Origin of the sequence: Desulfovibrio sp. (assembly GCA_016208105.1) — a bacterium.
Classification (GTDB): Bacteria; Desulfobacterota; Desulfovibrionia; order Desulfovibrionales; family Desulfovibrionaceae; genus Fundidesulfovibrio.
In genome coordinates, this window is sequence record JACQYS010000023.1 from 167,512 (window position 1) to 194,457 (window position 26,946).

Consider the following 26,946-nt stretch of genomic DNA (forward strand, 5'->3'; position numbering starts at 1 on the left):
GTCCGACTTCACCGTTAAAGACGGCGCGGTCTACCTCAACAGTGAGAGAGGCCCTGTGCGTGTGGGGGGCCTTGGCGGGATGACCCCGCAGGAATCGCTTTCAAATCTGGGTAAAGAGGCCTTGGCCACAACCGCCAGCAACCCCGTAAGTACCGCCGGGAATGCCGCGCTAGCTTTTAGCTCCCCGGAGTTCATTGCTTCGCCCTGGGTGCAGGGTGCCTTGGGAGCAGGTGACGAGTTCGCACGCCGCATGGTCGGCAATTACATCATGCCGGATATGTACGGAACCAGACAGCGCCCTTGGAGTATGCCCGATACCGTCGCTGTTCCGGCCAATGGTCTTCTCTCTGGCTTGTTTGCTGGTGTGGTGAACAAGACATTTGGCGGGGGGAATCCCATTCTCAAAAACCTTACCCCGGGAGAAGTAGCCGCCGGAGCGGAGAACCTTGCTAAGACTCCCATCCCGCTGTCTCTGGGGCAGGCTACCCGCAACCCGGCATTGTTGGATGCCGAGGGGCGCTTACGGATGTTCCCAGGTGCCCTTGATATCGCGAAACGGCAAAGCGAGGCGCAGAACTTGGCCGCCCGGGACGCTGTTGAGGGTTTCGCCGGGGGCATGGCCTCGAGCACGGATCCGGCTATGCTCGGCAAGAACATAGTGGACGCTGCTTCCAACACTCTGCAGGAGCTTAAAAACTTCCGGGCCCGTGCGGCTGGTCCCCTCTACGAAATGGCACGTTTGCCTAGTGATACGCCCCTTGATGCATCCGGGATCGTGCAGGCTATCGACACGAAACTTGCGGGGCAGGGCACCCCCGAAGCTGTAAAGTCTCTACTCGAAAAGGCCAAGGCGCAGTTGTTCTCTAACGGTGAGCTCCGGAATACACCTGAAGGCCTCCAGGCTGCGAAGCAGGGTATTGATTCACTGATTGAGGGTCTCGGGGAAAATGAGAACCAAGCCAGGTCCGCACTCATGGGTGTGAAGACTGAGCTGATGGACTACATGACGAGGAATATCTCTGGGTTCAAGACGGCGAATGATGTGTTTGCTGCCCACTCCGGGCCTATCCAGTCTTTTTGGGATAGCATACTCAATAAGGTCCGCAACCTCACCCCGGACAACGCTAGCAAGGCTCCGGGAATGCTCTTCAACCCAAACGCAGGCATGCCCAACACCCCGGCCATGGTGACGGGCTGGAAGGATCAAATTGCAGGCCAGTTCCCGCAATCCTGGCAGGACGCGATGGCCGCGAGGATTTTGCAGGCTTCTCAAGGGTTCAAAACAAGCGCCAATGGCGGACTTGGTAACTACTCCGGGCAGGTTGGGAAAGAGCTTGGAGGGTCACAGGCGGCAATGGACATGTGGCAGGCTGGGATGAGTCCGGAACAATACTCTGCCCTAAAAAACCTCGTGGATGGCCTTAATTTGGCTTCTCAGGGTTCACGGGGACAGTCATGGACCTTCGCTGGCAAACCTTCAATAGAAGCCCTCCAGGGCGCGTCTATGGGGCCAGTTGAGGGCGGAATATCCAAGGCGTTGGAACTCGGCACAGTGGTGTCTCCGGGTTCGTGGGCTGGGATGTTCCAGGATTGGAGATTCAAGAAAAACGCCCCGAAGTTGGCGGAACTGCTTTTTAATCCCCCCGCAGACTGGCAAAATATGCTCCCCCCGGACGTGAGGCCATACCAACTCGCCGCCCTTTTGCCGCGCATCATGGCCGCGCAGGGATTTGGCGGGATTATTGAGGGCGGACAAAAATAAGCCAGCCAGGAGGAGTGCCACAATTGAGCCCCGTTTCGGCGGGGCTAATTTTGTGTTGGCGAGGCTCCATGTTTTGACGTCTGTTTTTGTCATTTGGGGTCTGTACACATCGCCCCGATGTATAAGTGCGCTGTTAGAATATTTTAATCTGATAGCAACGGCCGAAAAGCATAAAAATGTTAACTGCCTAGATTCGCTACATATAATGTGATATAAGGCCTAATCTATGACCTCACCAGTCACGCAACAGGAGGCCTTATGTCGTTATTGTCCGATAGCCAGGATGCCAAGAAGTACAAAAGGATGCTCGAAAGACAGCGTAAGTCCACCTCCAGTTATAGGAAAAGACAAAAGGAGCAGGGTAAGTGTCAGCTAACGTTGATGGTGGCTGAATCCAGAAAAGACGCTATCCGTTCATTGGTGAAGGCAATTGAACATGATGATCTGCTTGATTTCTCTCTCTCAAAGGTCGTGGTTGATTCACGGGGGAAACCAAGCTGGCGGCGTCGCTGGCAATGCCTTTTAAGCAAAACGCTTGATCCGCTGGAGGATATTGAGACCGAGCGGGACGCGGGAAACGTGCTTATCATTCCGTCCTAGGGACTGGCAGGGGGTAACGCGTCCAACTTGATGGAGCGCTACGGGTATGCGGTGGAGCGGTAAGGTCGAATTGATCCAAGCGTTGCAAGACAGGTTGAAGGGTTTTAGGATGTGGCTTGGTCAAGCTGAATGCCAGGGTTGCCCCCCTCCACAGCCCCCAATCGAGCTAGATGATTTCCCCTCCCTCGCGCGTAGAGCTTCCATACTGAAACCTATCCATTCTTTCATGGACCACGGTGATTTTTGACCTTAAGGATGGAAATGAGAGGTGAAATAAATTTTGCTCACCATTCTAAAAATACTTAAAAATTAAATAATTAAATAAATAAAAATAACTTCCATCCTGGAAATGAACGGGATAATGAGGTGCCATGATTATTAAGTATGACGTTCCAAATGATTGGGCACGGTATGATTTCCTAGAGGTCGCGAATGAACTCCTCAGCGCCAAAGCAGCCCTCATCGCCCTAACTCAAATTCCATACCAGCGAAGCTGGGCCGATGAACTGCAACGCATACAACTTAAACGTGAGGTGGCCGGTACTTCTCGGATCGAGGGAGCTGAATTCACCGAGGGGGAATTGGACGAAGCCATGCAGGAAACCCCTGTGCAGCTCGAAACTCGCTCACAAAAGCAAGCGGCTGCCGCCGTATCTACTTATAGATGGATAGCTGAACTCTCAGAGGGGTTGCCAGTAAATGAAGAGCTTATTTTAGAAATACACAGACGTTTAGTACAAGGGTGCGACGATGATCATTGTGCTCCGGGTATACTTCGAGGACCGGACCAGAATGTGACGTTTGGGGCTCCCCGCCATCGGGGGGTTGAAGGCGGTAAGCAGTGCCAAGAAGCTTTTAGAGGTCTTTCTGAAGCCGTTCGGAATGTTTTCCCGCGGCATGATCCGTTAATTCAGGCTCTTGCCCTGCATTATCATTTTGCTGCGATGCACCCATTTTTAGATGGTAATGGTCGGACCGCTCGCGCTCTAGAAGCCTTAATGCTTCAACGAGTTGGCCTCAGAGACACGCTGTTTATTGCCATGTCAAATTATTACTATGAAGAAAAGACGGCTTATTTGACTGCTTTAAATGAAGCTAGGAGTAGGAATCATGATTTAACTCCTTTCTTGAAGTTTTCATTAAAAGGTATCGAAACGCAATGCACAAAATTATTCTCAGAGATTAGACAGCAGGTTGCTAAAGCCCTATATCGCAATACATTTACAGATTTATTTGGAAGGCTTAAGTCGCCACGAAAAAGAGTAATGTCTGCCAGAAATGTGCAGGTATTAAACGTGATGTTAGATGGTGGAGAGCTTAGTTTTATCGACCTATACTCAAAGTGCAGACAATTTTACACAGTCAAAAATCCACAAAAAGCATTTATAAGAGATTTGAACTACCTATTAAATCTTCAAGCAATACAGGTCAGTGCAGAGGGGGACGGTTCAAAAACAAAGTTAAAAGTCAATATTGATTGGCCACGGCAAATTACCGAGACAGAATTTTTTAAACGTGCGATGGAAATGCCCAAGGGAAAAGTGTTTAGCTTTCTTTCGACGTAATAATGGCTTGTGATTAAGGCGTTATGAATGCATGTACTCGTCCGACCTTTGGAAGATGGAAGGTTCTGAGAGCCGTAACCGCCCCAAGGCTTGGCTCGAAACACAACAAGCCCAGGACTTCGTGGCGGAAGTTTCAAAAGGGCAGAATCCTGCCCTTTTCCTGAATGTGACCTTGGGACGTAACGGGGGGACATTCGCTCACTGGCAGATAGCTTTGGCATACGCGAAGACCCTGAGCGCGAAGCTCCACAGGCGAGTCAATGCAGTGTGGTCTTGACCAACCTCAGGCGGTGATTACTTACAGCCCTAAGGTTCGTCCGCTAACTTGAGGCTTCCCGCCGAAAAGGTAAGACGTCCCGCCACCCCACACGCTTTTTGTTTCACCCCTGGTGGACGGACCTACTTTTCAAAGCCTGCCATCCCGCGATGGTGGGCTTTTCGTTTTGCCTACCCATTCAGAGGCTTGTTGGCCAAGCATTCAATCTGCATTTTTCATGATGATAAGAGCAGGGGACAGCGCACAACAAGGACATGGCCAGCGGAAACGGTCATTACCTAGATCTCCAACGTTACGGAGTCAGTCGGGGATGCGATCGTGGCTTCTCCCGTCTCACTCAGCAGGATGCGGGGGGGGGATTATGTATCTATTCCCCAAAAGGGGTATTTAATATATCAACCATCCATAACTTAGGCACTCGGCCACCCCACATTGCGAGTGTCACGTTTTAATCTGGAGGAATGTTTAATGGATATTACAAATCCAATGTATTACATAATTCCACACGGTGTAAAAGCCCTCAAATTCTCAATAACAAAAGATGCAGCTTTGGGCCAGTGGGTACAAATAGTTGTATTTGCAATTCATGAAAACAACGAATGTCCAGTGGCTTCGTTTGATATGTTTGCTGATCCAATACCATGCGAGCCTATAGCGTACTCACTTCCCATTACACAGGAACATAAAAATTTTAAACTTTTTTTGAATGGAAGATACAGTAAAGGAAACTATTGGCTTAATCACCCGCGTGTAAATGTCGTAGGAGGGGAGATTGATAAATATGTAATGTTTGGTTATGATGATGATTGGGATCATTTTGACTACAATGACATTGTTCTGACCGTTGAGTATACGAAGTAGGCTATCAATGGCCACAAATTCGCCTTATGATTTCCGACTAAAACATAAGTTATACAGACTCATCATCCGGGGTAGCGGTATGAAACGAATCTGTTTTATATTTGTATTCCTCCTCGCCCTAACTTCCGTCGCGCGGGCAATCCCGCTTGAAAATGTCCACCTAGAGCTTTGTCCCTTTGGCCTCCCGCTTGGGGGAGGTGAAACCAACGAGCTTGTGGTCCGAGACATTTACGCCTTGTCGGTAAACCCTAATACCAAGTTCGCAGACTGGGTTGTCTACCGTCTGGACGCAAAAACCGTTACCGGCCCTTCGGTTAAAGAACGCAAGTGGCAGGCTGATCCGCTACTGCCAACCAACATTGCGTTGAAACCCGCTGACTTTTCTAACCTGTCTGAACGTGGCTACCAGCGCGGCCATCAGGCTCCGCTTGCTGACTTTAAGGGCACAGAGTCCTGGTATAAAACCAACTACTTGTCGAATATCACGCCTCAGCAGGGTGCCCTCAATATGGGGCCGTGGGAGCAACTGGAGGCCGCTGAGCGTCAACTTGCCCAGGGCGGTGAGGTCTTTGTCATGACAGGAACTGTTTACGAGAAGGAAGTGCCGCCCCTGCCGAAAGCAACTACCCCGCACAAGGTGCCCTCGGGCTACTGGAAGATCATCGTAGCTGGATACCCAGCCAACACCAGGGCTGTGGGTTTCTTCTTTCCACAGGAGACGCCACGCAGGAAACTTTCCAGGGATGATGCGATGACAATTCGGGATATCGAGGGGAGGGCGGGCTTAAACTTCTTTAAAGGGTTGTTGCGTGATCAAGAGGAAGCTATCGAAACGGCAATTGATGGCGACATGTTGGGCAAAGTGTTGCAGGACAAGATACAATAGCTTTCATTGTCACTTGTCAGGTGAGAGCAGATATGTCCCCCATGGACGACATTTCTTTGAAAGCAGAAATAATATTTAATGATCCTTAAATATATCTGCGACGATCATACCGATTTGGAACAATATGGAGAATGCAGTAAATCGAGCTGCAACGCTGTTTAGTCGAGACTGCTTTCTTATTGATTTTGCAAGTTTTTTGAGACCTGGATTGGTTCCGTAAGTTACAGGCCCATCCAATGACATAGCTGTTGTGCTAATTGTTCCATAATGTGTAGGAATTTTTATTATTGATGATTCATACCAATAGTATGCAGCGAATATGCCACTAATGATTGAGCCAAATTGAAAGAATAAATTCATGCGATCCTCGTTGAGTGTGGATGTATTGTTAATCTATGTCGTCATCGTTACTTTTCTCAGGGCCATGAATTTCGTTCCAGTCATCAAGCGGCATGACAGATGGCTCAACATATGAAAGTTCACCAACCTTCATAGAATGTTTCACAGTTAACTTCCTGGCGGCGGTAACTGCTGCCTTTTTGCCGTCACACAGGGTGTGTTCAATTATCTCACTCTTTGCTGACTGTTGCTTCCAGTCATCCCATTTAAATAGATATATGGCAGCCACCCACTGCCCATCGCCAGCTTTCCATCTTTTCCCTCTTTCGCGCTCACTCTGAAGCGCGGCCTTAACTCCTTGCCATAGTAGGCGCTCTCTCTCCGTTTCTGATTTTGGAATTGCATGAGTAGATACACTCCGAAAGGCGTATTCAAGGAATGAGTCTTCGGCGTATTCAATGAGATGAATAATTTTTCTAATGGCTTCTTTTAGTTTGTCAAAGTTATTGTGATTTTCAATGAATTTGTTGTTGTCATCTTTCATTTCTATTTCCTCAGTGTTCCCGTGATTCTCTGCTGTATTCTTGGATATGCAGATTATTTTTTTTGATCTTTTTTTCCGTTTTTTCCATATATCTTTTGCAATCAGATCAAGTTCATTTTTCCCAATATTCCATTCAAATTTCTTTCGTTCGTTTTTAGCAATTTGAGTGTGGATAGGAATCACCCCAGGTTCATCTTGAAAAGACGGGATGCTGTTGAGAGCATTCCTGATGATTTGTTCGGTCGATTTGCTGGGGGACCCGTGTTCATCAAAAGATAATATCATCCCGTGCGTTTCCAATATTGATATTGGAACACGGTTTTCAAGTTCAAGGATAACGCTTGCGAGCTTTAGCTTTTGATTGGCAAATTTTGGGATATGAACGTCATCTTTAAAGAATGAATTAAACATGACGTTTGAAATTCTCTGAATTTCTCCGTCATCTTTGAACAGGTAGTATCGTAAGCCGTATCCCATGGTTTTCAATCATCCCGAGCAGTTGGCGATGTGTGCGGAATAGGGGTGCAGTTGTTGCGGCCCTCAGCTTTTTTGTACCGAAACCTCATTTCCAGGTTTTGTGCAAGTAGCCGCTAGTGGCAACCACTCAGCAGGGGGGGGAGCTGATATTTGTCGGATAGGTTGGAAATGCGGTTGGAAAATGAATATTACGGAAAAGAAGAAGGGGCTAGATTGTGCATCTAACCCCTTGATATCATTATGGTGGGCGGTACAGGATTCGAACCTGTGGCCTTTGGCTCCGGAGGCCAACGCTCTATCCAACTGAGCTAACCGCCCGCGAATTTTTTTCAGTATTCCGAGCGGCCTATTCTGTCAAGCAGGCCGGGCCAGTGCCATGGCCTTCTTTTTGCTTTTCGCCTGGGACGCGCACACCATGTTCCGGCCGCTGGACTTGGCCAGGTAGAGGGCCTGATCCGCCATGCGGATCAGGTCTTCGCGTTTGTCGAGCGAGCCCGGGGTCATGGTGGCCACGCCTATGGACGCCGTGACCTGGAACGTTTTGTCGGCATACTGGAAGACTTTGTGGCCGATTTTGCGCCGAAGCCGCTCGGCGAGCACCCAGGCCTGGTCCTCGGTGGTCTGGGGCAGGATGACCACGAATTCCTCGCCGCCGAAGCGCGCGGCGAAGTCGGTCTCGCGGCACGATTCGTCCAGGATTATCCCGATGTCCTTGAGCACCATGTCTCCGGCCTGGTGGCCGAAGGTGTCGTTTATGGCCTTGAAGTGGTCCAGGTCGAAAAGCAGGAGGCTTAAGTTGTGGCGATAGCGCTGGTGCCGCTTGAGTTCGTCCGTCAAACGCTCGTCAAAGGATTGGCGATTGTGGATGCGCGTGAGCCCGTCGTGGTCCGCCTTGGCTTTCACTTCGCGAAACAGCATGGCGTTTCTGAGCGCGAGCGCCAGGTGGTTCGCGGCCGCATTGAGCGAGGCGACCTGGTCCTTGCCCAGGCGCAAGTCCTTGTCCTTGGCGATGGCCAGGCAGCCGAAGGCGCTGCCCGCCACCTTGAGCGGCAGCAGTATGGACGCCTGCTGGCCGGGATCGGCCAGGCATGAGTCGGGCGAAATCTGGAAAAGCTGCTCAACCGTGAAAGCGTCCACGGGGCCGCCGGCAAGCTTGGCTGCGCTGGCCAGCAGGTATTCGATCCAGAGCTGCTTGCCGTGCTGGTTCAGGCAGGGAGCCAGGAAGAGTTCCGCTTCGAGCTTGCCGTCTTCACCAGGTTGCCAGAACGCTCCCTGGAGCCCCTGAACGGCGAAGAGCAGGTTCAGGTCCTCGCGGGCATTGGAGAGAATCATGCCCGGATCCAGGGTCTGGGAGGCCCGGGTCAGCAGCGTGTTCAAGAAGATGATCTGATCGGTTTTGCGAGCCAAAAGTTCGCGCTCGAGCATGATCTCCCTGGTCATGCTGAAGATGTCGTCGTAGAGGCCGCGCACTTCCTTGGCCCGAAACACCGCGTCGCGGATCTTGTTCGCGGTCACCGGCGCTGTGAGCGCCGTGAGGAAGCCGAGTTCGAGAATCTCTTCCACATCCGGCCCATCATGGGGGCCGTCGAGTATGAGAACCCGCTGGGTGAGCTCCCAGTCGCGCAGGTGCTTCTTGGAGGAGGGCGGCAGGGCGTTCCAGACCGACATGGGAATCCAGACGGTGAGCGGGCTCGTTTTGTCCATGTCCCGCTTGGAAGGCAGCCCGGTCAGCGGCCAGTTGCGCAGATGATAGCCCGAGCCCAGGGCGTCTTCGATGGCCTTGACGAACTCGGTGTCGAGGCCCAGGCCCCATATCAGATCAGGTCTATTTCCGCGTTTCATGGCATCCCTCCGAGGTCTTGGCGTATTGTTCGCCGCCAACTTCTTTGCAAATTACGAACCATTCGGCAGGAATTGCCGCGTGGCGAGGGAGTTTGACTTCCAGGCGCCCTCGTGTTTTTGAAATTCATGCCAACCAAACGCCTCTGGGCCAGTTTGGACCCTTTTCTGGAATCCGGACCGATGCTCGGCCGAATCCAGGCCAACGCGGGATTTCTCAAAGGGCTCTTGAGCCTCGACCCCTACGACGCGTATCGCTTCTATCCGCCTTCCACCGCCTCCTGCCAGGATCTGGCCCAGAAGATCATGGACCTCAGGCCGGATTTTCTGGACTCGGGCAGAATCCAGGTGATCAACCGGAGCGAACTCCCCAGAAGGCTTGCCGAAACCGACCACCACGTCTTTCACCTGTCCGACTGCATCGTGGCTCCCGGGTTTCTGGCCGCCGCGCGCAACGCCTATTCAAGGAAAATCTTTCCCGTCACGGCGGTGACGCACTCCTTGAGCTACGCCCGCTACGGCCAGGACTTCCTCAAGCATTTAAGCCCCTGCACCACGCCCCGCGACGCCGTGGTGGCCACCTCGCGAACGGCGGTGGGCGTTGTTCAGGCCTATTACCGGTACCTTCGCGACGGGTACGGCCTTGCCGAGGGCTTGTTTCCCGAGCCATCGGTGGAGCACATCCCGCTGGGCGTGGATTTAGACGTTTGTCCCCCGCCGGACGAGGAGAACCGCAAGGCCCTGCGGGCTGCCTTCGGTTTCGGCCAGGAGACGGTGTTTCTGGTCCTGGCCAGGCTCTGCCACAGTTCCAAGATGGACTTCCTGCCGATTTTGCGGGCCTTTCACAGGGCTTCCCGCGACGGGTTCCAGCTTGGGACCGTCCGCCTGGTTCTGGCAGGATGGACGGATGAGGAAGACTGGGGGTTACAGACCCTGACCGATCTTGCCGGCAACATCGGCCTCCCGCTGTCCGTGGTTTCCCGGCCGTCCGATGCCCGGAAATGGGAGTTGTACGCCGCTTCGGACGTGTTCCTCTCGCCTTCGGACAACCTCCAGGAAACCTTCGGCCTGACGCTTCTGGAGGCGCAAGCCATGGGGCTGCCGGTGATCGCTTCGGACTTCGACGGCTACCGCGACCTGGTGATCCCGGAGGAGACGGGCGTGCTTGTGCCCACTGTGGGCCCATCCGCCACCGACGCCATCGACATCATGGCTCCCATGAGTTTCGACAACCATATCCATCTTGCCCTTGCCCAGCGCATGGCGGTGGATGTCCCGGCCCTGGCGGCCGCCCTGGTCCGGTTCGCCGGGGACGCGGCCTTGCGCTTGGCCATGGGCGAGGCGGCCAGGAGAAATGCCGGCCGGTATTCCTGGAGGGAAATAGCCAGGCAGCATGTTGATCTCTGGGAGAGGCTGTGGACCCGGGAGGTCCCCAATCGGCTGGCGCAGCGCCATCCGAGTGCGGTACCCTATGCGCAGGTGTTCGCGGGCTACCCGACGGCGTCTCTGGATTCTTCGACCAATCTTGTCGTCAGCCGGTTCGGCAGCGCCGTCTATCGTGGGCAGGATTTCCCTCTCGTGTACGCGGGGCTGGAGGAAATCGTGGACATGGACACGGTTCGATCCCTCCTGGTGCTGGCCCGCAAGCCCCGCGACGCGGACAACCTGTGCGTGCGGCTACGAGGCGCCGTGTCCGGGCTCTCCATAGAAAACGCCCAGGCCCTCATCCTCTGGTGCTTGAAGCACGACCTTCTCGAGCGAGTGGATGGCTGACGGCCCTAGCGTGCACCACCATGTCCTGCTCGAGCGCAGGGGCGGTACGGCCAAGGTGGCCCGCATGCTTGCCGCGAGCCCGGGAAGCGGCGCCGGCACCAGCCTGAGCTTTGAAATTCCTGAATCCGGTGTTTTTGCCGACACGCTACGGTCATTTCAATGCGATCCGGGCGACCTCGCCGCCCTGGCCCCGGCCGGGAGCGTGGTCCATGTGCACGCCACCAGGGACTGGCAGGCCCTTCTGGCGGGTTTTCGCGCCACACCCGGCACTCCCGGGCCGCTGATCGTCACGGCGCACGACTGCACCCTCATCACCGGGGGCTGCGTCTACCCGGTTTTCTGCGACCAGCATCAGTTCGGCTGCCCGGATCCATGCCCGCGCGCATATCCGGACTCGAGGCGGGCCAGATCCCTGATACATGAGGCGGTGTCCTCGCTCCGCCCCGTGCTGGTGTCGCCCTCGTCCTGGCTGGCGCGCCTTCTTCGCCACGAATGGCCGGATATCCCGGTGAAAGTGATCCCCAACGGAATCGACGCCCCACCGCAACTTGCGGACAAATCCCAGTCCCGGTCACGGCTGGGAATATCCCCGGCGGCCAAGGTCGTCCTTTTTCTGGCCCACGGGGGAACGAAGGCGGCCTACAAAGGGGGAGACAGGTTCGAAGCCCTGTTTGCCCGTGTGGCGGCCAAGGTCCCCGGGGCGCTGTGCCTTCTGGCGGGAGGGGAGGAATCTCTCAGGGGCGAGGGCGTGATGCGCCTGCCGTATGTCGATGGCGAGCTGCTCTCCACAGTGCTTCGCGCCGCGGACGTGCTCGTCTATCCCAGCCAGGCGGACAACCATCCCCTGGTGGTGCTCGAGGCCATGGGCCACGCCCTGCCCGTGGCCGCCTACGGCGTGGGGGGCATTCCGGAGCAGATCGAGAACGGGGTTTGCGGCAGGCTGGTGCCCGTGAATGATGAGGAAGGCTTGGCCGAGGCGGCCGCCGGTATCCTGTCCGATGCCAGGCTGGCCAAGGTGCTTGGTGAAAACGCGCGGAGCAGGGCGCTCAAGCACTTTTCAGCCGGGCGGATGGCCTTGGACTATGCGAAGCTTTATGCCCGGTTGATGGCCAAGGGCGCGGCATAATCCTGGCTGCCATCCGGACGGATTGCACCGAATCATGCGCGCGCCCAAGCAGGTCTTGAAGGGTGTCCGCGGTCAGGGATTGGGCGTGAACCAGGACACTTTGATCTCAATCGACCCCTTGCTCCCGCCCGTTTTTTCTTTGGCTTTTCCCTTGCACTCAATCTTTAGCCACTCACCAATCTCGACGTTTCCGTTGTCTGTAACGATGGTGCCCTGGGCCAGGCCATCGGCGAGTTTTCTCAGCAAAACCGCCGCGTCGTAGCGCAGGACGCTCTCTTTGATGTCCATCAGGACGTGTTTCTCACTCATGGGTTCCTCCGTGTGCGTGGTGGTCGTAATCCTAGACGAGTTCCATTGGCCCTTTATGACGATCTCAAGAACATCCGCGGTTTTTTTGGCTTCCCCGCTCTCCTGCAGGTCCGAAGCGGCACGCCGTGTTGAGCGTTCATCACCGGCACAATGACTCTCCATGGTTTCAGGCAGGGCGGCGCGCCCGTGTGCGATGCCCGTAAGAAGGCGCTTCATATGAATCACGCGGGGTGAAGAGAGTATTCCCTCGCGTTTTGGTCTGATTAAGGAATGAGTTGTATCGATTCGTGGGCTGGTGTAACTCACTTACGTACTAGAATGATTACACCTTTAACCACAATCACAAGAGGTGCGAATATGAAGATCCGGACCCTCGTCCTGGCCGCTGTACTGGCCGCCACCACCGTCTGGAGCGCCATTGCCTTCGCCCAGGCGCCGCAGGCCACTCCGGTGCCCACTGACACGCGCAAACAGACCACGCTCGGCAAGTACATAACGTCGCTCGAGGCATATCTCATGTGGCGGGGCAAGCCCAAGGAGGTGACGATCCTGGATGTGCGCACTCCCGAGGAGTACAGCTTCGTCGGCCACCCCGACATGGCCGTGAACGTGCCCGTGCTTCTTTTCAACGCGAAGTTCGACCCTGAGAAAAAGGCCTACGGCATGGACGCCAACCCCGAGTTCGTGGCCCAGGTGTCCAAGCGCCTCGGCAAGAACGACACCATTTTGGTCTTGTGCCGCAGCGGACAGCGGGCCGCCACGGCTGTGAACCTGCTCGCCAAGGAAGGATTCACCAACGCTTACAATATAGTGGACAGCTTCGAGGGTGATATGCTGAACGACCCGGAGAGCGTGTTCAACGGCAAGCGCATGAAGAACGGCTGGAAAAACTACGGATTGCCCTGGACATACTCTCTGAATCCCGAGTTGATCTGGTCCAAATAACGTTTTCCCCAAGGACGGGCAGGGGCGGTTCCGTGGTGCGGGGCCGCCCCTTGTTTTATTTCCGCGCGGGCTTGAATTCCCACAGGTCTCCAAGTTTCGTCGCGCCCGGAGCATTCGCCCATTCGATGAATTCCAGCACCACTGTTCGAATCTTGTCCCGGATCACCCTCAGTTTGGCCATTTTCTCTTCGTGGTTTCCCGTCATCTTGGCCGGGTCCTCGAAGGGGATATGGAGCCGGTGGGTCATACCGGGGAATATCGGGCACATGGCCTCGTCGGACTCTTCGCACACAGTGATCACGTAATCGAACACCCTTCCCGACTTGTAGAGATCGAAAACCCTCTGGGTGCGCTTGCCGGAGAGGTCCATGCCTTCCTCGGCCATGGCTTCCACCACAAGCGGGTTGATGGCCGTGGGATCGAATCCGGCGCTTTCCACCTGAAATTCCTTTCCTCCAAGGGATTTCAAATACGCCTCGGCCATCTGGCTGCGGGCACTGTTGTGGACGCAGATGAAAAGGACTCGTTTCATTCAAATCTCCATGGGATGAATAATGAAACGATACGCTTCCCATGTTACGCTTCTGTGTCCATTGCGGAGGCAGCGGTTCGAGCAAAACGGTTTTTCCTTCATCATCATCGCCGCGCGGCTCACGTTTATATAAGTATTTATAGTAACAAACTAGAAACAGAAGCGCAGAATGATCGCCTGGCAGATACTCATTGACGGCGCATCCGGCAGGGCGATAAAAAAAATCATGCCGGAAAAAGGATATACCGCTCCCTTCAGGTCTTCCCCCATCCCCGACAAGCTGCCCCGGCCTGTCCACGCCAGGCCCGAGAGCCTTGCCGGGGGATGCTGGGCCAAACCGCATTCCCATGGCTGGGCCCAGTTCACCTATGCCTCCAGGGGCATCCTGGAAGTCCGCACCAGGCTGGGCAGCCATATGGTTCCACCGAGGCGCGCCATCTGGATTCCCCCCGGAATCGAGCATTCCATGCTCTCAACGGGCCCCGCCCTGATGCGCTCGCTCTATATCGATGCCGAGGCCGCCCCATGGATCGCCACGGCGCCTTGCAGGGTGCTGGAGGTGACTCCCCTGGCCCGCGAGCTGGTGCTGGCCATGTCCGGCTTGCCGCCGGATTACGCATTGGACGGCCCTCCGGCACGGCTGGTGTCTGTTCTGCTTGATCAGCTGGAGAGCCTGGCCGAGGCTCAACTCACCTTGCCGTTTCCCGCCGATACACAGCTTGCGGGCATATGCGCCGCACTCAGGGAACAGCCCGACGCACAAAGCACCCTGGAGGAGCTGGCCAACGCGGCGGGCATGACCGCAGGAACCCTGAACGAGCGTTTCGAACGGGAAACCGGTCTGGCGTTTCTCGAATGGCGCTCGCGGTTGAGGCTGCTTGCCTCTTTGTCCGGCCTGGAAAGAGGAGACAGCCTGAGCGCCGTGGCACTGGATGCAGGCTATGACTCGTTGTCAGCGTATGTTTCAGCCTTCAAAAATCACCTTGGGCGAACACCCGAAGAGTTTGTCCCTGCCTGACGCATTCCCTGCCCCCCATGCCGGTCCCTCCGGTCCATCCCTTAAAATGCTTACATCCGGCGGAAAATCCGGTATGTGGCAACCAACCAGCTCCACCGGTAAGGTGGTGTCTCCCAACTTGGAGGATACTCATGTCGGCAAAGCGCATTCTCATGCTTATCGGCGATTTCGTTGAGGATTACGAAGTGATGGTTCCTTTCCAGATGTTGTTGATGGTCGGGCACGATGTCCATGCCGTGTGCCCCGGAAAGAAGGCCGGAGACATGGTGAAGACGGCGGTCCATGACTTCGAAGGCGACCAGACCTACACCGAGAAACCCGGCCACAATTTCCTCGTGAACCACGATTTCGAAGGGGTGGACCCCGGCGACTACGATGGCCTTGTCATACCCGGAGGGCGCGCACCCGAGTATATACGGCTCAATGAGCGCGTTCTGGATATCGTTCGCCATTTCGCAGCGGCCAAAAAGCCCATAGCCTCCATTTGCCACGGCCCGCAGGTGCTGGTGGCTGCGGGAGTGCTGGACGGCAAAGGGTGCACCGCCTACCCGGCCGTGAAGCCGGACGTGTTGATGGCTGGGGGGAAATGGCTTGAAATAAACGAAACATTCACCAATGCGCACGTGGACGGCAACCTCGTCACCGCTGCCGCATGGCCGGCCCATCCCGAGTGGATGCGCAAGTTCCTTGTTCTGTTGGGGTCCAAGATCGAGGCGTAGCAGCCTGCAATACGCCAGGGGCCGGGTTCACCCCCGGCCCTTTTCTAGAGCTTGCCTCTTTCCCTGAGCACGCTTTCCATCACCTGCTTGAGAACCTCAAGTTCCACCGGCTTGGACACGTAGGAGTCCATGCCCGCCTCAAGGAAGCGCTCCCTGTCGCCGCTCATGGCGTATGCCGTCAGCGCGATGATGGGAACGGCCGGGTCGACCCCTTCGGCCTTGCCGGAGCGTATCCGGCCGGTGGCCTCGATGCCGTCCATTTCCGGCATCTGAATGTCCATGAGGATGATGTCGAACGAGTGCTTGGCGGCCAGTTGCAGCCCTTCGTGGCCGTTGCTCGCGGTGGCCACGGCATAACCGCTCTTTTCAAGCATTCGCGCCATGGTGATTCTGTTGATGGCTTCATCCTCCACCAAAAGAATCTGAAGCCCGCGCTCCGTTTTGCTTAACTTCGGGGACTTCCCGGAAGGTCTTCGCGTCCGCCCTGTTGCAGGCGTTTTCAGGGGGAAGACGGCGCGTACGGTAGTGCCCTGGCCCTCGGCACTGTCGATGGAAAGCTCTCCGCTCAGAAGACTCACTATGCGCCGCACTATGGCCAGCCCGAGTCCGGCGCCTTCGTGGCGGCGGACGTAGGACCTGTCCACCTGGGTGAATGGTTCGAAAATTTCCTGCAGCCGGTCCGACGGGATGCCGATTCCGGTATCGCGAACCGAGAAGAGTACCCGGACGGGGGTGTCGTCCGGTTTGGACATCATGGAGATATTGACGGTGATCGATCCCTTTTCCGTGAACTTGATGGCGTTCCCGACAAGGTTGAAAAGCACCTGCCTCAGCCGTGCCTCGTCCCCGATAAGATGATTCGGCGTATTGTCATCGATTGTGAAGATGAGGTCCAATCCCTTTTCTGCGGCAGCGGTGGTGAATAGTTCCTGTACCGACTGCTGCAGCTCCAGGAAGTTGAAGGTGGATTCGTGAACGGAAAGCTTGTTCGATTCTATCTTCGAAAGATCAAGGATGTCGGTTAGGAGTCCTGAAAGACGGTTTGTTGTTTTTATTGCGGTGGATATGTATTCATCCTGCTCATAATCAGTTGTTGTTGTCTGCATCAGTTGGAGCATTCCCAGTATCCCGTTGAGCGGGGTGCGTATCTCGTGGCTCATGTTGGCCAGGAATTCGGTTTTCGCCTTGCTTGCGATCTCGGCGGATTCCTTGGCGGTGCGAAGCTCGTCTTCCGCCTGTTTGCTCTCGGTTATGTCGTGAAAAACTGAAACATAATGCGTTATGCTTCCGGAAGGGTTGGCAAGGGCGCTTATGGTCATCCATTCAGGGAAGATGTCCCCATTCTTGCGTTTGTTCCAGATTTCTCCGGCCCAGCTTCCTTCCTGGCTTATCTTCTTCCACATCTCCTGGTAGAATTCGGGCGATTGACGGCCTGAACCGAGTATCCGCGGATTTTTCCCGATGACTTCTTCCGGCGAGTATCCGGTAATGGCCGTAAAACTGGGGTTGACCTGGAGAATCGAGCCGTTCTGATCGGTTATCAGAACGCCTTCGAGCGCGTTTTCAATTACTTTGGCCGCCAGTTTGAGATGCCTGGTCTTTCCGTCGACTTCCTGGAGCATGGAATTGTACGAGGCCACGACATCGCCGATTTCGTCGTTGCTGGACCAGGCGAGGGGCTCGTTGCCTTCCGGCAGGGCATTGCGTTCCAGGGACTTCTTAAGCCGGGCAAGGGGCACTCCTATCTGGAAATGCACCACCAGCGCGCACGCCCCGATGAGGAGCGACAGCAAAAGGACAAGGGTTTTCAGTTCCGCCACAAGCCTGGAAGAGGCCGCCTCCCGCAGACGTCCATCATGAAAGACAACCTCCAGACGGCCGAGTTCGAACGTGGCCCCTCCGGCTTTGCGAGTGATGTGCTTGACGGCGGTGAAGGTCCGCTCGAAGTTGTTGGCGGATATCCCCCGGACCTGGGCCAGGATATTGCCTTCCGTATCGTAGAGGGTGGCCTGAAGGAGGTCGCTGGTGGGCTCATAGCTTCGGATGAGCCGTTCGATGTTCTCCTGGTCGAAAGTCCAGACCGGGTCGGACAGCTGCTCCACCTGGGTGGACAAGAACGTCTGCATTCTCTCCTGGAGGTCCTCTTCGTCTTTCTGGACAAGCACCTGGTGCAGCCACAGGAAAAGGAGCAGGGAACCGAGCAGGGATATGGTCAGGGTGGGCGCAAGTATCTTGAACGCCAGGGGAAACCGCATCCCCCTGGCACTCGGGGCTTTCTTGACGGGAACATCCTCGCGGGTGAGGCTCATTTTCCTGTGGCCTCCTCCATCGCCTGGAACGCTTCCAGGCTTTTATCGATCTTCCCGGCCCTCTCCGCTTTTTCCTCAGGGCTCAGATGCTTGTCCGAAAGCACATGCTCCTTGAGCGTAAAAAGCTCCAGCTTGCGCACAGGTATCAGCTGCCGGTCGTTGGACGGCTTGAAGGCCGTGCGGCCGAGCGCGTACAGCACCTGTCGCTCCTTCTCCAGATTTTCCGGTGTTTTATCCGGCGTGGGCTGGCCATAGTTCAAAAGAAAGGCGCGGATGCGCGTTTTCAGGGTGGCAGGAAGGTTTTTACGCCAGACTATGGGGTCGGACGGCAAGGCCGGGGAATTCCAGATGACCCGAACCAGAGGGAACATGTCCGGGTATTTGTCCTGCATGCGTTGCAGATCAAAGCTGTTGATCGTGGCCGCATCCGCTGTTTTGTGGATTACGGCCAGGAAGTTGGCCTCGTGGCTGCCCCTGTCGAGACGTTTGAAGATGGATTTCGGGTCGAGCGCCTTGGCGGAAAAGAGATAATAAGACGGAGCCACCGTTCCCGACGTCGAATTGGGATCGCCCATTCTGAAAGTTGTCGTGGAGGCCTTGTTCAGCAAATCCTCCGCACTGTGCAGTTCTGAGTCCACTCTGGTAATTATTTGCGAGGTATATGATGTGGCGCCGCCCCTTTCAGCCGCAATGAAGGCCACTTCGCCGTCCGCCCGGTCAACGGCGTCGATGGCGGATTTGTTGCCGAGCCAGGCGATCTGGACCTTGTTCGTCTTGAGCGCCCAGACGGCACCTGCATAGTCCTCGAAAGCCATGGAATGGATATTGATTCCCAATGAGTTCGACATGTCGTCCAGAAAAGGCTGCCACAGGGCACGCAGCGTGTCCGAGGATTCGGTTCCAATAAGGCCGAATCCCAGGTCGGAATTGTCCGCCCGGGACGGACACGCCAAAAAGAGAAGTATGCAGGCTGACACAATGGCGGAACGAGTCATTCTTCCTCTGAGTGCCTAAGGCCTGTTGCCAGTACAAAAAGTAAAAGAAACGAGGCTGTTGGAAATTGATCGCACACTGTGCGACCGTTCCTGGGTAAAGGCCTGACATCCGGAAATATTTCTTAAAGTACAAGATATTCGGTAAAAGGCAATGAGAAGAGAGTCTCTTTGGGCATGGTTGGTCCTCTCCTTTTTTACTGCCAGTATCCCTAATTTTTTACCTGGCGTTGCTAAGAATTTCCTCGGGTTCCGGTTGTGATGGCAACGGGTCGGGCGTGGCATGCGCCGCCTCTAGTGCTGAGGCTCCATGATCTGCCAGCCCGGGAATGCGATAGCAGGGAACAGGACGGCATACGCGTACCCCCCGCGAGCGGTCCGGGCAAAACAAACGGCCAGGGACGTTTCATTCCCTGGCCGTTCGTCTGTTCAAGAGGAGTGAAGATCAGTTCGACGTTTCTTTGGATGCCTCTTCCACCGCTTTCAGGAAGTCGCCAAGCATCTGCTCGCCTTCCGGGCCGAAGTTTTCAACAAGATACTGCTTCACAACAGGAACGGCCGCGTCGCGGAACTTGGCCTTTTCCTCGGGCGTAAGCGCGTAGACCTCAAGCTTCTTGGACAGCGCGGGCAGACCGCGGTCGGAGGCCTCGATGACCCGGGCCAGGCCCCGCCCGGCCACAATGGCCGACTTGGCCGCATAGTTCACCACGTTCTTTTCCATGGGGGTCAAGCCCTGGTAGAACTTGTCGTTCATCACCCACACGTAGGCCGCGAACAGGTGCTCGGACAGGGTGAGGTACTTCTGAACCTCGTCGATCTTGCCGAACGCGATGACCGGAATGGGATTCTGCTGCCCGTCGGCCACGCCTGTCTGAAGCGAGGTGTAGACCTCGGCCCAGGCGATGACCACGGGCATGGCGCCCATGGCCGCCATCTGGCGCTTGTGGGTCTCGAGCCCCATGGTGCGGATTTTCAGGCCCTTCAAGTCGTCGGGGGTCTTGATGGGCTTCTTGGAGTTGGTGATGGCGAAGAAACCGCCCGAATCGCCGAAGCCCAGCACCTTGAAGCCGGTCTTCTTCTGGATGTCCGCGGAGAGCTTTTGGCCGAAGGGGCCGTCCAGCACCTTGTAGGTGGAGGAGATGTTCGGGAAGGCGAAGGGCACGTCCAGAACCGAGATCATTGGGTACATGGCCGCGAACCCGCCCACGGTGAAGATGCCGGACTGGATGACGTCGTCTTTGACCTGGGAGAGAACCTCGTTGTCCTTGCCCAACTGGCCGTTGGGGAAGGTCTGGACCGTAAGCGACCGGTTGGTCCCGGATTCCACCAGCGCCTTGAACACCATGGCCATGGCCCCGGTGGGGTTGTCGTAGGGGTCGTCCTTGTTGATGTGGTGGAGTTTGATGGTCTTCTGGGCCAGGGCCGCTGCGGGAAGCAGTCCGACGATGAGGCTAAGGGCCACGAGGGCGGTCCACATTCTGCGCATGCCTATCCTGCCTTGGTTTTAGGTTCGCGGGTGACCCACGTTATGGGGCCAGAAGCCACCTGGGCATGAACATGGTCAGGTCGGTCCAGTACGAAATGACGAAGAGCACGATGACTTCGACTATGATGAACGGCCAGAGGGACTTGGCGATGTTCTCCAGGCGTTCTCCGGTTATGGAGCACAAAACGAAGAGGCAGGCCCCCACCGGCGGGGTCATGAGCCCGATGTTCAGGGCCAGAACGATCATGATGCCCGCGTGCACCGGGTCCATGCCTATGGAGGCGGTCAGCGTGCCGAGCACCGGGGCCAGGATGATGAGCGCGGCGTTGATGTCTAAGAACATGCCGATGAACAGCAACAAGACGAGGATCATGAGCTTAATCATGGCCGGGTCTTTGGACAAAGACAGAAATCCTGCGGCCACGGTCTGGGGGATCTGCTGGAAGGTCATCCACCAGGAGAGGATGGAGGCCGCCGCGATGATGAGGAACACGATGCCGGTGACCCTGCCGGTGCGAACGCACATCTCGAAGATGTCGCGGATGGTGATGGTCTTGAACACGAACATGCCGACGATGACGGCATACAGCACGGCGATGGCCGCAGCTTCGGTGGGGGTGACCACGCCGGTCAGTATGCCCCCAAGGATGATAACCGGCATGAGAAGCGGCACAATGGAGTTCTTGAAGGCTTTCAAGATCTCCCAGAGGCTGAAGCCGTCCCGGCTTTTGGGCAGGCAGAGGCGTTTTGCCGCGCCCGCGATCACCGCCATGCAGGAAACGCAGATCAAAAGGCCCGGAAGGATGCCAGCCGCGAACAGGCCCGCGATGGACACCCCCATGAGAGAGCCGTAGATGACCATGAGGTTCGAGGGGGGAATGGTTGGCCCGATGATGGACCCGGCCACGGTGACCGCGCAGGCGAAGGGGCGGGTGTATCCCTGGGACACCATGGCCGGAACCAGGGTGTTGCCCAGGGCCGCCGCATCCGAGACGGCAGCCCCGGTCATGCCCGCGAAAATGGTGGAGGCCACTATGTTGGAATGGGCCAGCCCGCCGCGCATCCAGCCGACCAGCGCGTCCGTGAAAGCCACGAGGCGTATGGTGATGCCGGACTTGTTCATGATTTCCCCGGCCAGGATGAAGAAGGGCATGGCCATGAAGGTAAAGAGGTCCAGGCCCTCGAAGTAGCGCTTGGGAGCCATGGCCATGAAATTCGCGCCCCCGATCTGCAGGAGCCCCAGCACCCCGGACACGCCAAGCACGTAGCCGATGGGCAGGCCGATGAACATGAGCACGAAAAAGGCGATGGCCACGCTAATCATTGAGGAGCTCCGGCGAGTGCTGTTCCGGCTCCGGGAGACCGGCGGTGCCTACCAGCATGGAGGCCGCGATCATGAGCGCCGTGAGAAACGACGTGACAGGGATGGAGGCGAAAGGAAAAGCCATGCTCATGTGGAAGATGGTGGCGTACTGGCTGGCCCCTTTCATGGTCATGCCGATGCCGAACCAGGTGAGGAACAGGAAAAAGGCCAGGCCGATGAAGTCCAGCAGGAAGCGCACCGCGCGTTTCATCGGGGGCGGGAAGTGCTTGAAGAGAAGGTCCAGGCCGATGTGTTCACGATGGTAGGCGGCCACGGGAACGGCCAGGAGCGAGCCCCATATCATCACGTAGCGGGAGAGCTCTTCCGTCCAGGTGAAGCCCAGGTCGAAAAAGTAGCGGGAGAAGGCCCCCAGCCAGACGATGACGACCATGGCCGCGATGCACAGGCCGCAGGCCCATTCGAGCCCCTTGCACAACCGGTTGGCCATCCGGTCGACACGAAAGGCCAGACCGCCGTTGGTTGCATCGATGCCGGAAACGCGTTCGGTGGTCATGGGCGGGTGTCCTTGGTGCGGATCAGAATTGACTCTTTGACTCCAAGATACACAGGAGGGCAGTGATCTTCAATTTTTTTATGGGGTTTTGGAGGCAGACGCCTCATTGGACCACCGGGTCTACCCGGTTGAAGCACATGAGCGTGGCCCGCCGCAGTGTCATTCCCCGGCGTCCTCCCCGCGGGGGCGCAGCAGGAACCAGCAGTGGCGGCTCATCAGTGTCGCATTCCAGGCCAAAAACAGGATGCCGACGCAGAAGATGGTCACTTCAAGGCTCTCGGTATTGAGGATGCTGTTGGGTATCTTGACCACAGCCACGCAGACCTCCAAGAGCAGCCCGAGCAGGAGGTAGCACAAGCCGTATTCGTGGCAGTGGTGGTCGACAATTTTTTGGATGGGGTCGTCATGCTCGGGGTAGAGCCGGAAAATGCGCATAAACGCCTGCCGTTCTTCGATGGCCACCCCGTAGCCGATGAGGATTACACCCAGACATTCGAGTATATCCTCTATTTCCTTGAGGTTATCCTGGGAGTTGTAGAGCAGCGGCAGCATTTCCTTCAATGACAACGCGCTTAAGAGCAGAAGAAAGGCGTTTATGATGACAATGGCGTGGCGGCTGGTCACCACCAAAAGCAGTTTTACAAGCAGCGGTGGAACGGGTTTCATGTGCCAACCTCGCAAAAGACATATAAAAAAGCATCGCAAATATCGGTCTCGCGCGCAAGGCTGGGCCACTGTCAGGCCAGGAAGACGGGCCGGATGGTCGCATCCATGTGCAATGGCAGTGTCGCCTTTTCGCGCGCCAAGGATTCGCCCTTGCCATAGCGGGGGAAGGCTCCCGTCAGCGGGATCAACCATCAGCTCAGGGCGGCTCAGGACGGCTCAGGACGGCTCAGGACGGCTCTGGCGCTTTTCCCGTGCAAAGAGGGCGCACGATTGCCTCCTCACTCGGCGGGAATGCGGATCTGGGCGGTGGTTCCGAGGCCGGGCTGGCTTTGCAGGGAAAACGTTCCGTTGTGCTCCTGGGCGATGCGTTCCACTTTTGCCAAACCCATGCCGATACCGATGGTTTTGCTGCTGTAGAACGGGTCCAGGGCGAAGGCCAGTTCATGTTCCGGGATGCCGGGGCCGTTGTCCTGGACTTCTATCAAAAGCCCGGCCTCTTCCTTCTTGGCCCGAATGGCGATCTCGCCCTGGCGTCCGGCCATGGCCTCCCAGGCGTTTCGCACAAGCTCCGTCAGCGCCAGGAGCATGAGCTTCTCGTCCAACGTGACGGACGCGGGCAGGGCTTCCACAGTCACGGCCGGTTCCTGTTGCGCGGGAACGGCTTTGACCATTTGCAGGGCGCGTTCGATCAGGTCCGGCAAAAAGACCTCCGTCCTTGGGCCAAGTTGCAGTGAATTGTATTCGTTGACCTCCACCACGATTTTTTCGACGCGGGCGGCGGAGGCTACTATGCCGTCGAGGTATTCGTGGTATTTGGCGTCGAGTTCGGGTTTACCGCGCATGAGCCTGGCCAGTCCGGCGATGATGGTCATGGGGTTTCGAAGGTTGTGGGCCACGCCGTCGGATATTTTCCGTAGGCTTTCCACCCTGCGGGCGATTTGGCGGATGGTCTCCTGGCTGGCTTTCTCGGCTACGGCCAGGGCTTTCTCGGCGATCAGGGCTTTCTGCTCGGCCTGCATGTTCAGGTAGATGTTGTCGAACCCTATGGACACGTTGGCGAAGAATATTTCCAGGAGCTGTCTGTCCAGATCGCTCAAGGGGCGTTCCTCTTCGAAGCAGAACACCCCTTGCGAACCGGTTTTGCTTTCGAACCGCCAGGAGTGGACCCGCTTGCGGCAAAGGTGCGGGCGTTTGCCTGAAACCGCTTCCTGGATGCAGGCCCTGAGGTCTTCGTCGGGGATGTCGGCCGTGTTCTTGCCGATGTACTTCGAATAATCGCCGCAGGCCGCCTTGACCACGAGCCCGGAGTCTTCCTCTGTCGCGGCCAGGGTGGAGAATTGGCAGTACATGGCGTCCTGGCGCAACCCGAGCAGAGAGACGAACTGATCGAGCACGCCGGAGACGAATTTTTCCAGCGAGCTCAGCGCCAGGATGTCTCCGGCCGCGGCGACTATCTTGGCCAGACCCCGGCGGCTGTTCTCGAGCGCGTGGAGATCGCGGAACGCCCGGAGCGCGGTGATCATCGAGGACAAGAGTTTCTGCGCGGTCAGTTCCGATTTTTCCCGGTAATCATTGATGTCGTATTCGATGATGACTTTCTGTTCCGGGGCGTAGCCCGGCTGGCCGGTGCGAAGGATGATGCGCACGAATGCGTTGCCGAGTTCCTCCCGGATGTACCGGACCAGGGCGAGCCCGCTGTCGAATTCGTCCATGACCACGTCGAGCAGCACCACGGCGATGTCGGGATTTTCGGCCAGGACCGTTTTGGTGTCGCGGGTGTTGTAGGTGCTTATGAAGTTAAGCCCCCGCCCGAGAAAGCGAAATCCCCCCAGCACGAACCTGGTCACGGTGTGGACCTCTTCCTCGTCGTCCACGATGAGCACTTTCCAGGGCTCTCTGCCTGCATCCTCGGCCGCAGCGGAGGGTTGCGCCGGGGAGCCCGGCTCGTCCGTGAAGAGCGGTTCGTCCGGGTCAGGCATGGCCGGTTCCTCTGCCGAGGGGCACGGTTATGGTGAACACGGTTCCCTTGCCTGGTTCGCTGGCGGCGCGGATTTCGCCCCCCAGGGTCCGGGTGACCAGGTTGTAGACGATGGAAAGCCCGAGCCCGCTGCCGCCGGATTTGCGGGATGTGGTGTAGAACGGCTCGAATATCCGGGCCAGGGTTGGCTCGTCCATGCCCAGGCCGTTGTCGGAATACACCAGGGTCAAACCGTTGTTCTCAACTGTTGCCGATATTGCGATGCGCCCGGCGAAATCTTCGGGAAAGGCGTGCACGAGCGAGTTCATGACGAAGTTGACGATGATCTGGTAGAACACTCCGGGATAGCTTTCGATCTCAAGGGATTCGTCGCAGGTGACATCCACGGTATGCTTGGTCCTCTTGAGCCTGGGCCGCAGGCTCAAAAGGATCTGGTCCAGGTATTCCTTGACCCTGAAGACGCGTTTTTCCTCGCTGGATTGGTCCACGGCCACGAGTTTGAAACTGCGGATCAGTTCCGAGGCCCGCGCCAGGTTGTCGGCGATGATCTTGGCCGAGGTTTCGACGGTGTTCATGAATTCCTGGAACTCGGCGCGGGTGATTTTGCCGCTGTCGTAGAGCGTCTGGGTCTGCCGGGTTTTTTCTTCCAGGAAGGAGACCGCCGTGACGCTTATGCCCACGGGGGTGTTGATCTCGTGCGACACCCCGGCCACCAATACGCCCAGGGCGGCCATCTTCTCGGACTGAACGAGCTGGAGTTGCGCCTGGGTCAGGCGCTCCATGGCTTGCGTCAGTTCCTGATTGGCCGAGGCCAGTTCGCTGGTGCGCAGCCGTACGCGCTCCTCCAGTTCCAGGTTGAGCGTGCGCACCTCGTCCTCGGCCTCCCGGCGCTCCCGGTCGCGCTGTTGCAGCGCCTGGGCCATGGAATCGAAGGCCTGCCCGAGGCGGCCGATTTCGTCGCGGCCATGGGCCAGGCCGGAGCGGACCCCGAGCTCGCCGGTGCCCAAACGCACCGCGGCCGCGAGGAGGCCGTTCAGCTTGCGGACCACGGCCACCTCGCCGAGCATCCAGGCGGAGCCCATGAACAATACTGCCGCCACGAACAGCATGAGCAGATTGCGGTCCACCACGTTTCGCGCCCGGGCCAGCGCCTCGTCCACGGGTATTCCCAGCCGGATCATCAGGTACGGGAAGGGCGCTCCGGCGAAATGCAGGCGCTTGTAGCCGTAGAGGCGCATCACTCCGTCCACCCCGGTTTCCCGGAAGGTTCCTTCGTCGCTCGGGCCGGACATCTTCTCGATCATCTGGGGCAGGTCCGGCACCCAGGTATATTTATCCGTTTCCGGGAAGCGGGTAAGGCGCATGCCCCCGGCGTCAGTCAAGGTGAAGACCGCTCCTTTAGGCAGCCCGGCATCGGCAAAAAGGCTTCCGAAATGGTTGAGATCGAAGGCGGCCAGCAAAACCCCTTGGACCTCGCCCGATGCCTGCAAAACCGGCTGGGCGAAATCGATGACCACCCGTTTGACGTCTTGCAGGTAGACATAGTCTCCGGTGACGAATTCCTTCCTGGAAACGGCTTGCTTGAAAAAAGCCTCTTGGGCCATGTTTTGGTTCAGGTTCCCGGAGGTGTCGGCCGGGGCGCGAGCCAGGACGGCGCCCCCGGCATCGGCCAGGGCCAGCGAGACATAGACCGGATTGCGCTGCTGGATGTCCTGCAGCAGTTCCTGGCAGGCCTTGCGGTCAAGGCTTCGTACTTCGGACGTCTTGGCCAGGGTGGCCAGCAGGAGGCGGGCGTTCTCGACGATGCGTTCGTGGTGCGCGGCCATGTTCTGGACCTGGCGCAGGGCGTTGCTCTCGGCGGTGCTGACCACGTTCTCTTCGAGTTCGTTGCCCGTAATGACCATGATCGCCATGGCCGGCAACGCGGCGGCGAGCATGAGCGCCAGCAAGCGGGTACGGATGGATACGGTCATCACGCTCCCCCAAAAAACAGGCAACGCCGAATTTTCCCTATTTCGAAGGATACATGCACAGCGCGGGCAAGTCCATAAGCCGTTTGCACCGTG

The 26,946-nt window shown here is 56.9% G+C and carries 24 protein-coding genes and 1 tRNA gene; 11 read left to right on the top strand and 14 right to left on the bottom strand.

Annotated features, from left to right (window positions below):
* Window positions 1–79 precede the first annotated feature (79 nt).
* The 6 genes from HY795_15715 (at window position 80) to HY795_15740 (ending at window position 5,951) form a co-directional block, all read left to right on the top strand.
* Window positions 80–1,762, top strand: coding sequence for a hypothetical protein (locus tag HY795_15715; GenBank protein MBI4806672.1), 1,683 nt, complete (start codon window positions 80–82; stop codon window positions 1,760–1,762).
* A 258-nt stretch (window positions 1,763–2,020) separates the two neighbouring features.
* The gene (locus HY795_15720) at window positions 2,021–2,362 is read left to right on the top strand and encodes a hypothetical protein (protein MBI4806673.1); all 342 of its coding nucleotides are present in this window, start codon (window positions 2,021–2,023) and stop codon (window positions 2,360–2,362) included.
* Window positions 2,363–2,733: 371 nt separating this feature from the next.
* Window positions 2,734–3,927: a Fic family protein gene (locus tag HY795_15725; GenBank protein MBI4806674.1), complete on the top strand. Its 1,194-nt coding sequence runs from the start codon at window positions 2,734–2,736 to the stop codon at window positions 3,925–3,927.
* 31 nt (window positions 3,928–3,958) lie between these two features.
* Entirely contained in the window at window positions 3,959–4,204 is a 246-nt protein-coding gene (locus HY795_15730) for a KilA-N domain-containing protein (protein ID MBI4806675.1), read from the top strand.
* A gap of 468 nt (window positions 4,205–4,672) precedes the next feature.
* A complete protein-coding gene (locus HY795_15735) occupies window positions 4,673–5,065 on the top strand; it encodes a hypothetical protein (protein MBI4806676.1) in 393 nt (130 codons plus the stop codon).
* A 79-nt stretch (window positions 5,066–5,144) separates the two neighbouring features.
* Window positions 5,145–5,951, top strand: coding sequence for a DNA/RNA non-specific endonuclease (locus HY795_15740; protein ID MBI4806677.1), 807 nt, complete (start codon window positions 5,145–5,147; stop codon window positions 5,949–5,951).
* Between the two features lie 75 nt (window positions 5,952–6,026).
* Here HY795_15740 and HY795_15745 read toward each other — a convergent pair whose 3' ends face one another.
* From HY795_15745 to HY795_15760, 4 genes are all read right to left on the bottom strand, one after another.
* Window positions 6,027–6,311 carry a hypothetical protein gene (locus HY795_15745; protein MBI4806678.1) on the bottom strand — a complete coding sequence of 95 codons (285 nt, stop codon included), beginning with the start codon at window positions 6,309–6,311 and terminating at the stop codon, window positions 6,027–6,029.
* A gap of 28 nt (window positions 6,312–6,339) precedes the next feature.
* Entirely contained in the window at window positions 6,340–7,311 is a 972-nt protein-coding gene (locus tag HY795_15750; GenBank protein MBI4806679.1) for a hypothetical protein, read from the bottom strand.
* 241 nt (window positions 7,312–7,552) lie between these two features.
* Window positions 7,553–7,629: transfer RNA gene (locus tag HY795_15755), tRNA-Arg, on the bottom strand.
* A 36-nt stretch (window positions 7,630–7,665) separates the two neighbouring features.
* Window positions 7,666–9,153 carry a GGDEF domain-containing protein gene (locus HY795_15760; GenBank protein MBI4806680.1) on the bottom strand — a complete coding sequence of 496 codons (1,488 nt, stop codon included), beginning with the start codon at window positions 9,151–9,153 and terminating at the stop codon, window positions 7,666–7,668.
* A gap of 126 nt (window positions 9,154–9,279) precedes the next feature.
* Between HY795_15760 and HY795_15765 the strand changes: the two genes are divergently transcribed.
* Both HY795_15765 and HY795_15770 read left to right on the top strand, forming a co-directional pair.
* On the top strand, window positions 9,280–10,923 hold the full coding sequence (locus tag HY795_15765) for a glycosyltransferase family 4 protein (protein ID MBI4806681.1): 1,644 nt from the start codon (window positions 9,280–9,282) through the stop codon (window positions 10,921–10,923).
* Entirely contained in the window at window positions 10,916–12,049 is a 1,134-nt protein-coding gene (locus tag HY795_15770; GenBank protein ID MBI4806682.1) for a glycosyltransferase, read from the top strand. The genes HY795_15765 and HY795_15770 overlap by 8 nt, the downstream gene beginning before the upstream one ends.
* 72 nt (window positions 12,050–12,121) lie before the next feature.
* Here HY795_15770 and HY795_15775 read toward each other — a convergent pair whose 3' ends face one another.
* A complete protein-coding gene (locus HY795_15775) occupies window positions 12,122–12,574 on the bottom strand; it encodes an amphi-Trp domain-containing protein (GenBank protein MBI4806683.1) in 453 nt (150 codons plus the stop codon).
* A gap of 141 nt (window positions 12,575–12,715) precedes the next feature.
* On the opposite strand from HY795_15775, the gene HY795_15780 reads away from it, so the two are divergent.
* A complete protein-coding gene (locus HY795_15780; GenBank protein MBI4806684.1) occupies window positions 12,716–13,303 on the top strand; it encodes a sulfurtransferase in 588 nt (195 codons plus the stop codon).
* A gap of 55 nt (window positions 13,304–13,358) precedes the next feature.
* Here the strand turns inward: HY795_15780 and HY795_15785 are convergent, their stop codons facing one another.
* Window positions 13,359–13,835 carry an arsenate reductase ArsC gene (locus HY795_15785; protein MBI4806685.1) on the bottom strand — a complete coding sequence of 159 codons (477 nt, stop codon included), beginning with the start codon at window positions 13,833–13,835 and terminating at the stop codon, window positions 13,359–13,361.
* 226 nt (window positions 13,836–14,061) lie between these two features.
* Here HY795_15785 and HY795_15790 point away from each other — a divergent pair, with 226 nt between their 5' ends.
* Both HY795_15790 and HY795_15795 read left to right on the top strand, forming a co-directional pair.
* Window positions 14,062–14,853: a helix-turn-helix transcriptional regulator gene (locus tag HY795_15790; GenBank protein MBI4806686.1), complete on the top strand. Its 792-nt coding sequence runs from the start codon at window positions 14,062–14,064 to the stop codon at window positions 14,851–14,853.
* Between the two features lie 131 nt (window positions 14,854–14,984).
* A complete protein-coding gene (locus HY795_15795) occupies window positions 14,985–15,572 on the top strand; it encodes a DJ-1/PfpI family protein (protein MBI4806687.1) in 588 nt (195 codons plus the stop codon).
* A 44-nt stretch (window positions 15,573–15,616) separates the two neighbouring features.
* Here the strand turns inward: HY795_15795 and HY795_15800 are convergent, their stop codons facing one another.
* The 8 genes from HY795_15800 to HY795_15835 form a co-directional block, all read right to left on the bottom strand.
* Window positions 15,617–17,881 carry a response regulator gene (locus tag HY795_15800; GenBank protein ID MBI4806688.1) on the bottom strand — a complete coding sequence of 755 codons (2,265 nt, stop codon included), beginning with the start codon at window positions 17,879–17,881 and terminating at the stop codon, window positions 15,617–15,619.
* Window positions 17,878–18,876 (bottom strand): phosphate/phosphite/phosphonate ABC transporter substrate-binding protein, encoded by a 999-nt coding sequence (phnD, locus tag HY795_15805; GenBank protein ID MBI4806689.1) that lies wholly within the window; start codon window positions 18,874–18,876, stop codon window positions 17,878–17,880. Before phnD ends, HY795_15800 begins: the two co-directional genes overlap by 4 nt.
* A 442-nt stretch (window positions 18,877–19,318) precedes the next feature.
* Complete coding sequence (locus HY795_15810) at window positions 19,319–20,359, bottom strand: DctP family TRAP transporter solute-binding subunit (GenBank protein MBI4806690.1); 1,041 nt, start codon at window positions 20,357–20,359, stop codon at window positions 19,319–19,321.
* Between the two features lie 40 nt (window positions 20,360–20,399).
* On the bottom strand, window positions 20,400–21,683 hold the full coding sequence (locus HY795_15815) for a TRAP transporter large permease (GenBank protein MBI4806691.1): 1,284 nt from the start codon (window positions 21,681–21,683) through the stop codon (window positions 20,400–20,402).
* Window positions 21,676–22,236 (bottom strand): TRAP transporter small permease, encoded by a 561-nt coding sequence (locus tag HY795_15820; GenBank protein ID MBI4806692.1) that lies wholly within the window; start codon window positions 22,234–22,236, stop codon window positions 21,676–21,678. Before HY795_15820 ends, HY795_15815 begins: the two co-directional genes overlap by 8 nt.
* A gap of 159 nt (window positions 22,237–22,395) precedes the next feature.
* On the bottom strand, window positions 22,396–22,902 hold the full coding sequence (locus HY795_15825; GenBank protein ID MBI4806693.1) for a hypothetical protein: 507 nt from the start codon (window positions 22,900–22,902) through the stop codon (window positions 22,396–22,398).
* A gap of 278 nt (window positions 22,903–23,180) precedes the next feature.
* Window positions 23,181–24,881, bottom strand: a complete 1,701-nt coding sequence (locus HY795_15830; protein MBI4806694.1) for a DUF3369 domain-containing protein — start codon at window positions 24,879–24,881, stop codon at window positions 23,181–23,183.
* Window positions 24,874–26,853, bottom strand: coding sequence for a HAMP domain-containing protein (locus HY795_15835; protein MBI4806695.1), 1,980 nt, complete (start codon window positions 26,851–26,853; stop codon window positions 24,874–24,876). Before HY795_15835 ends, HY795_15830 begins: the two co-directional genes overlap by 8 nt.
* Window positions 26,854–26,946: the final 93 nt, after the last annotated feature.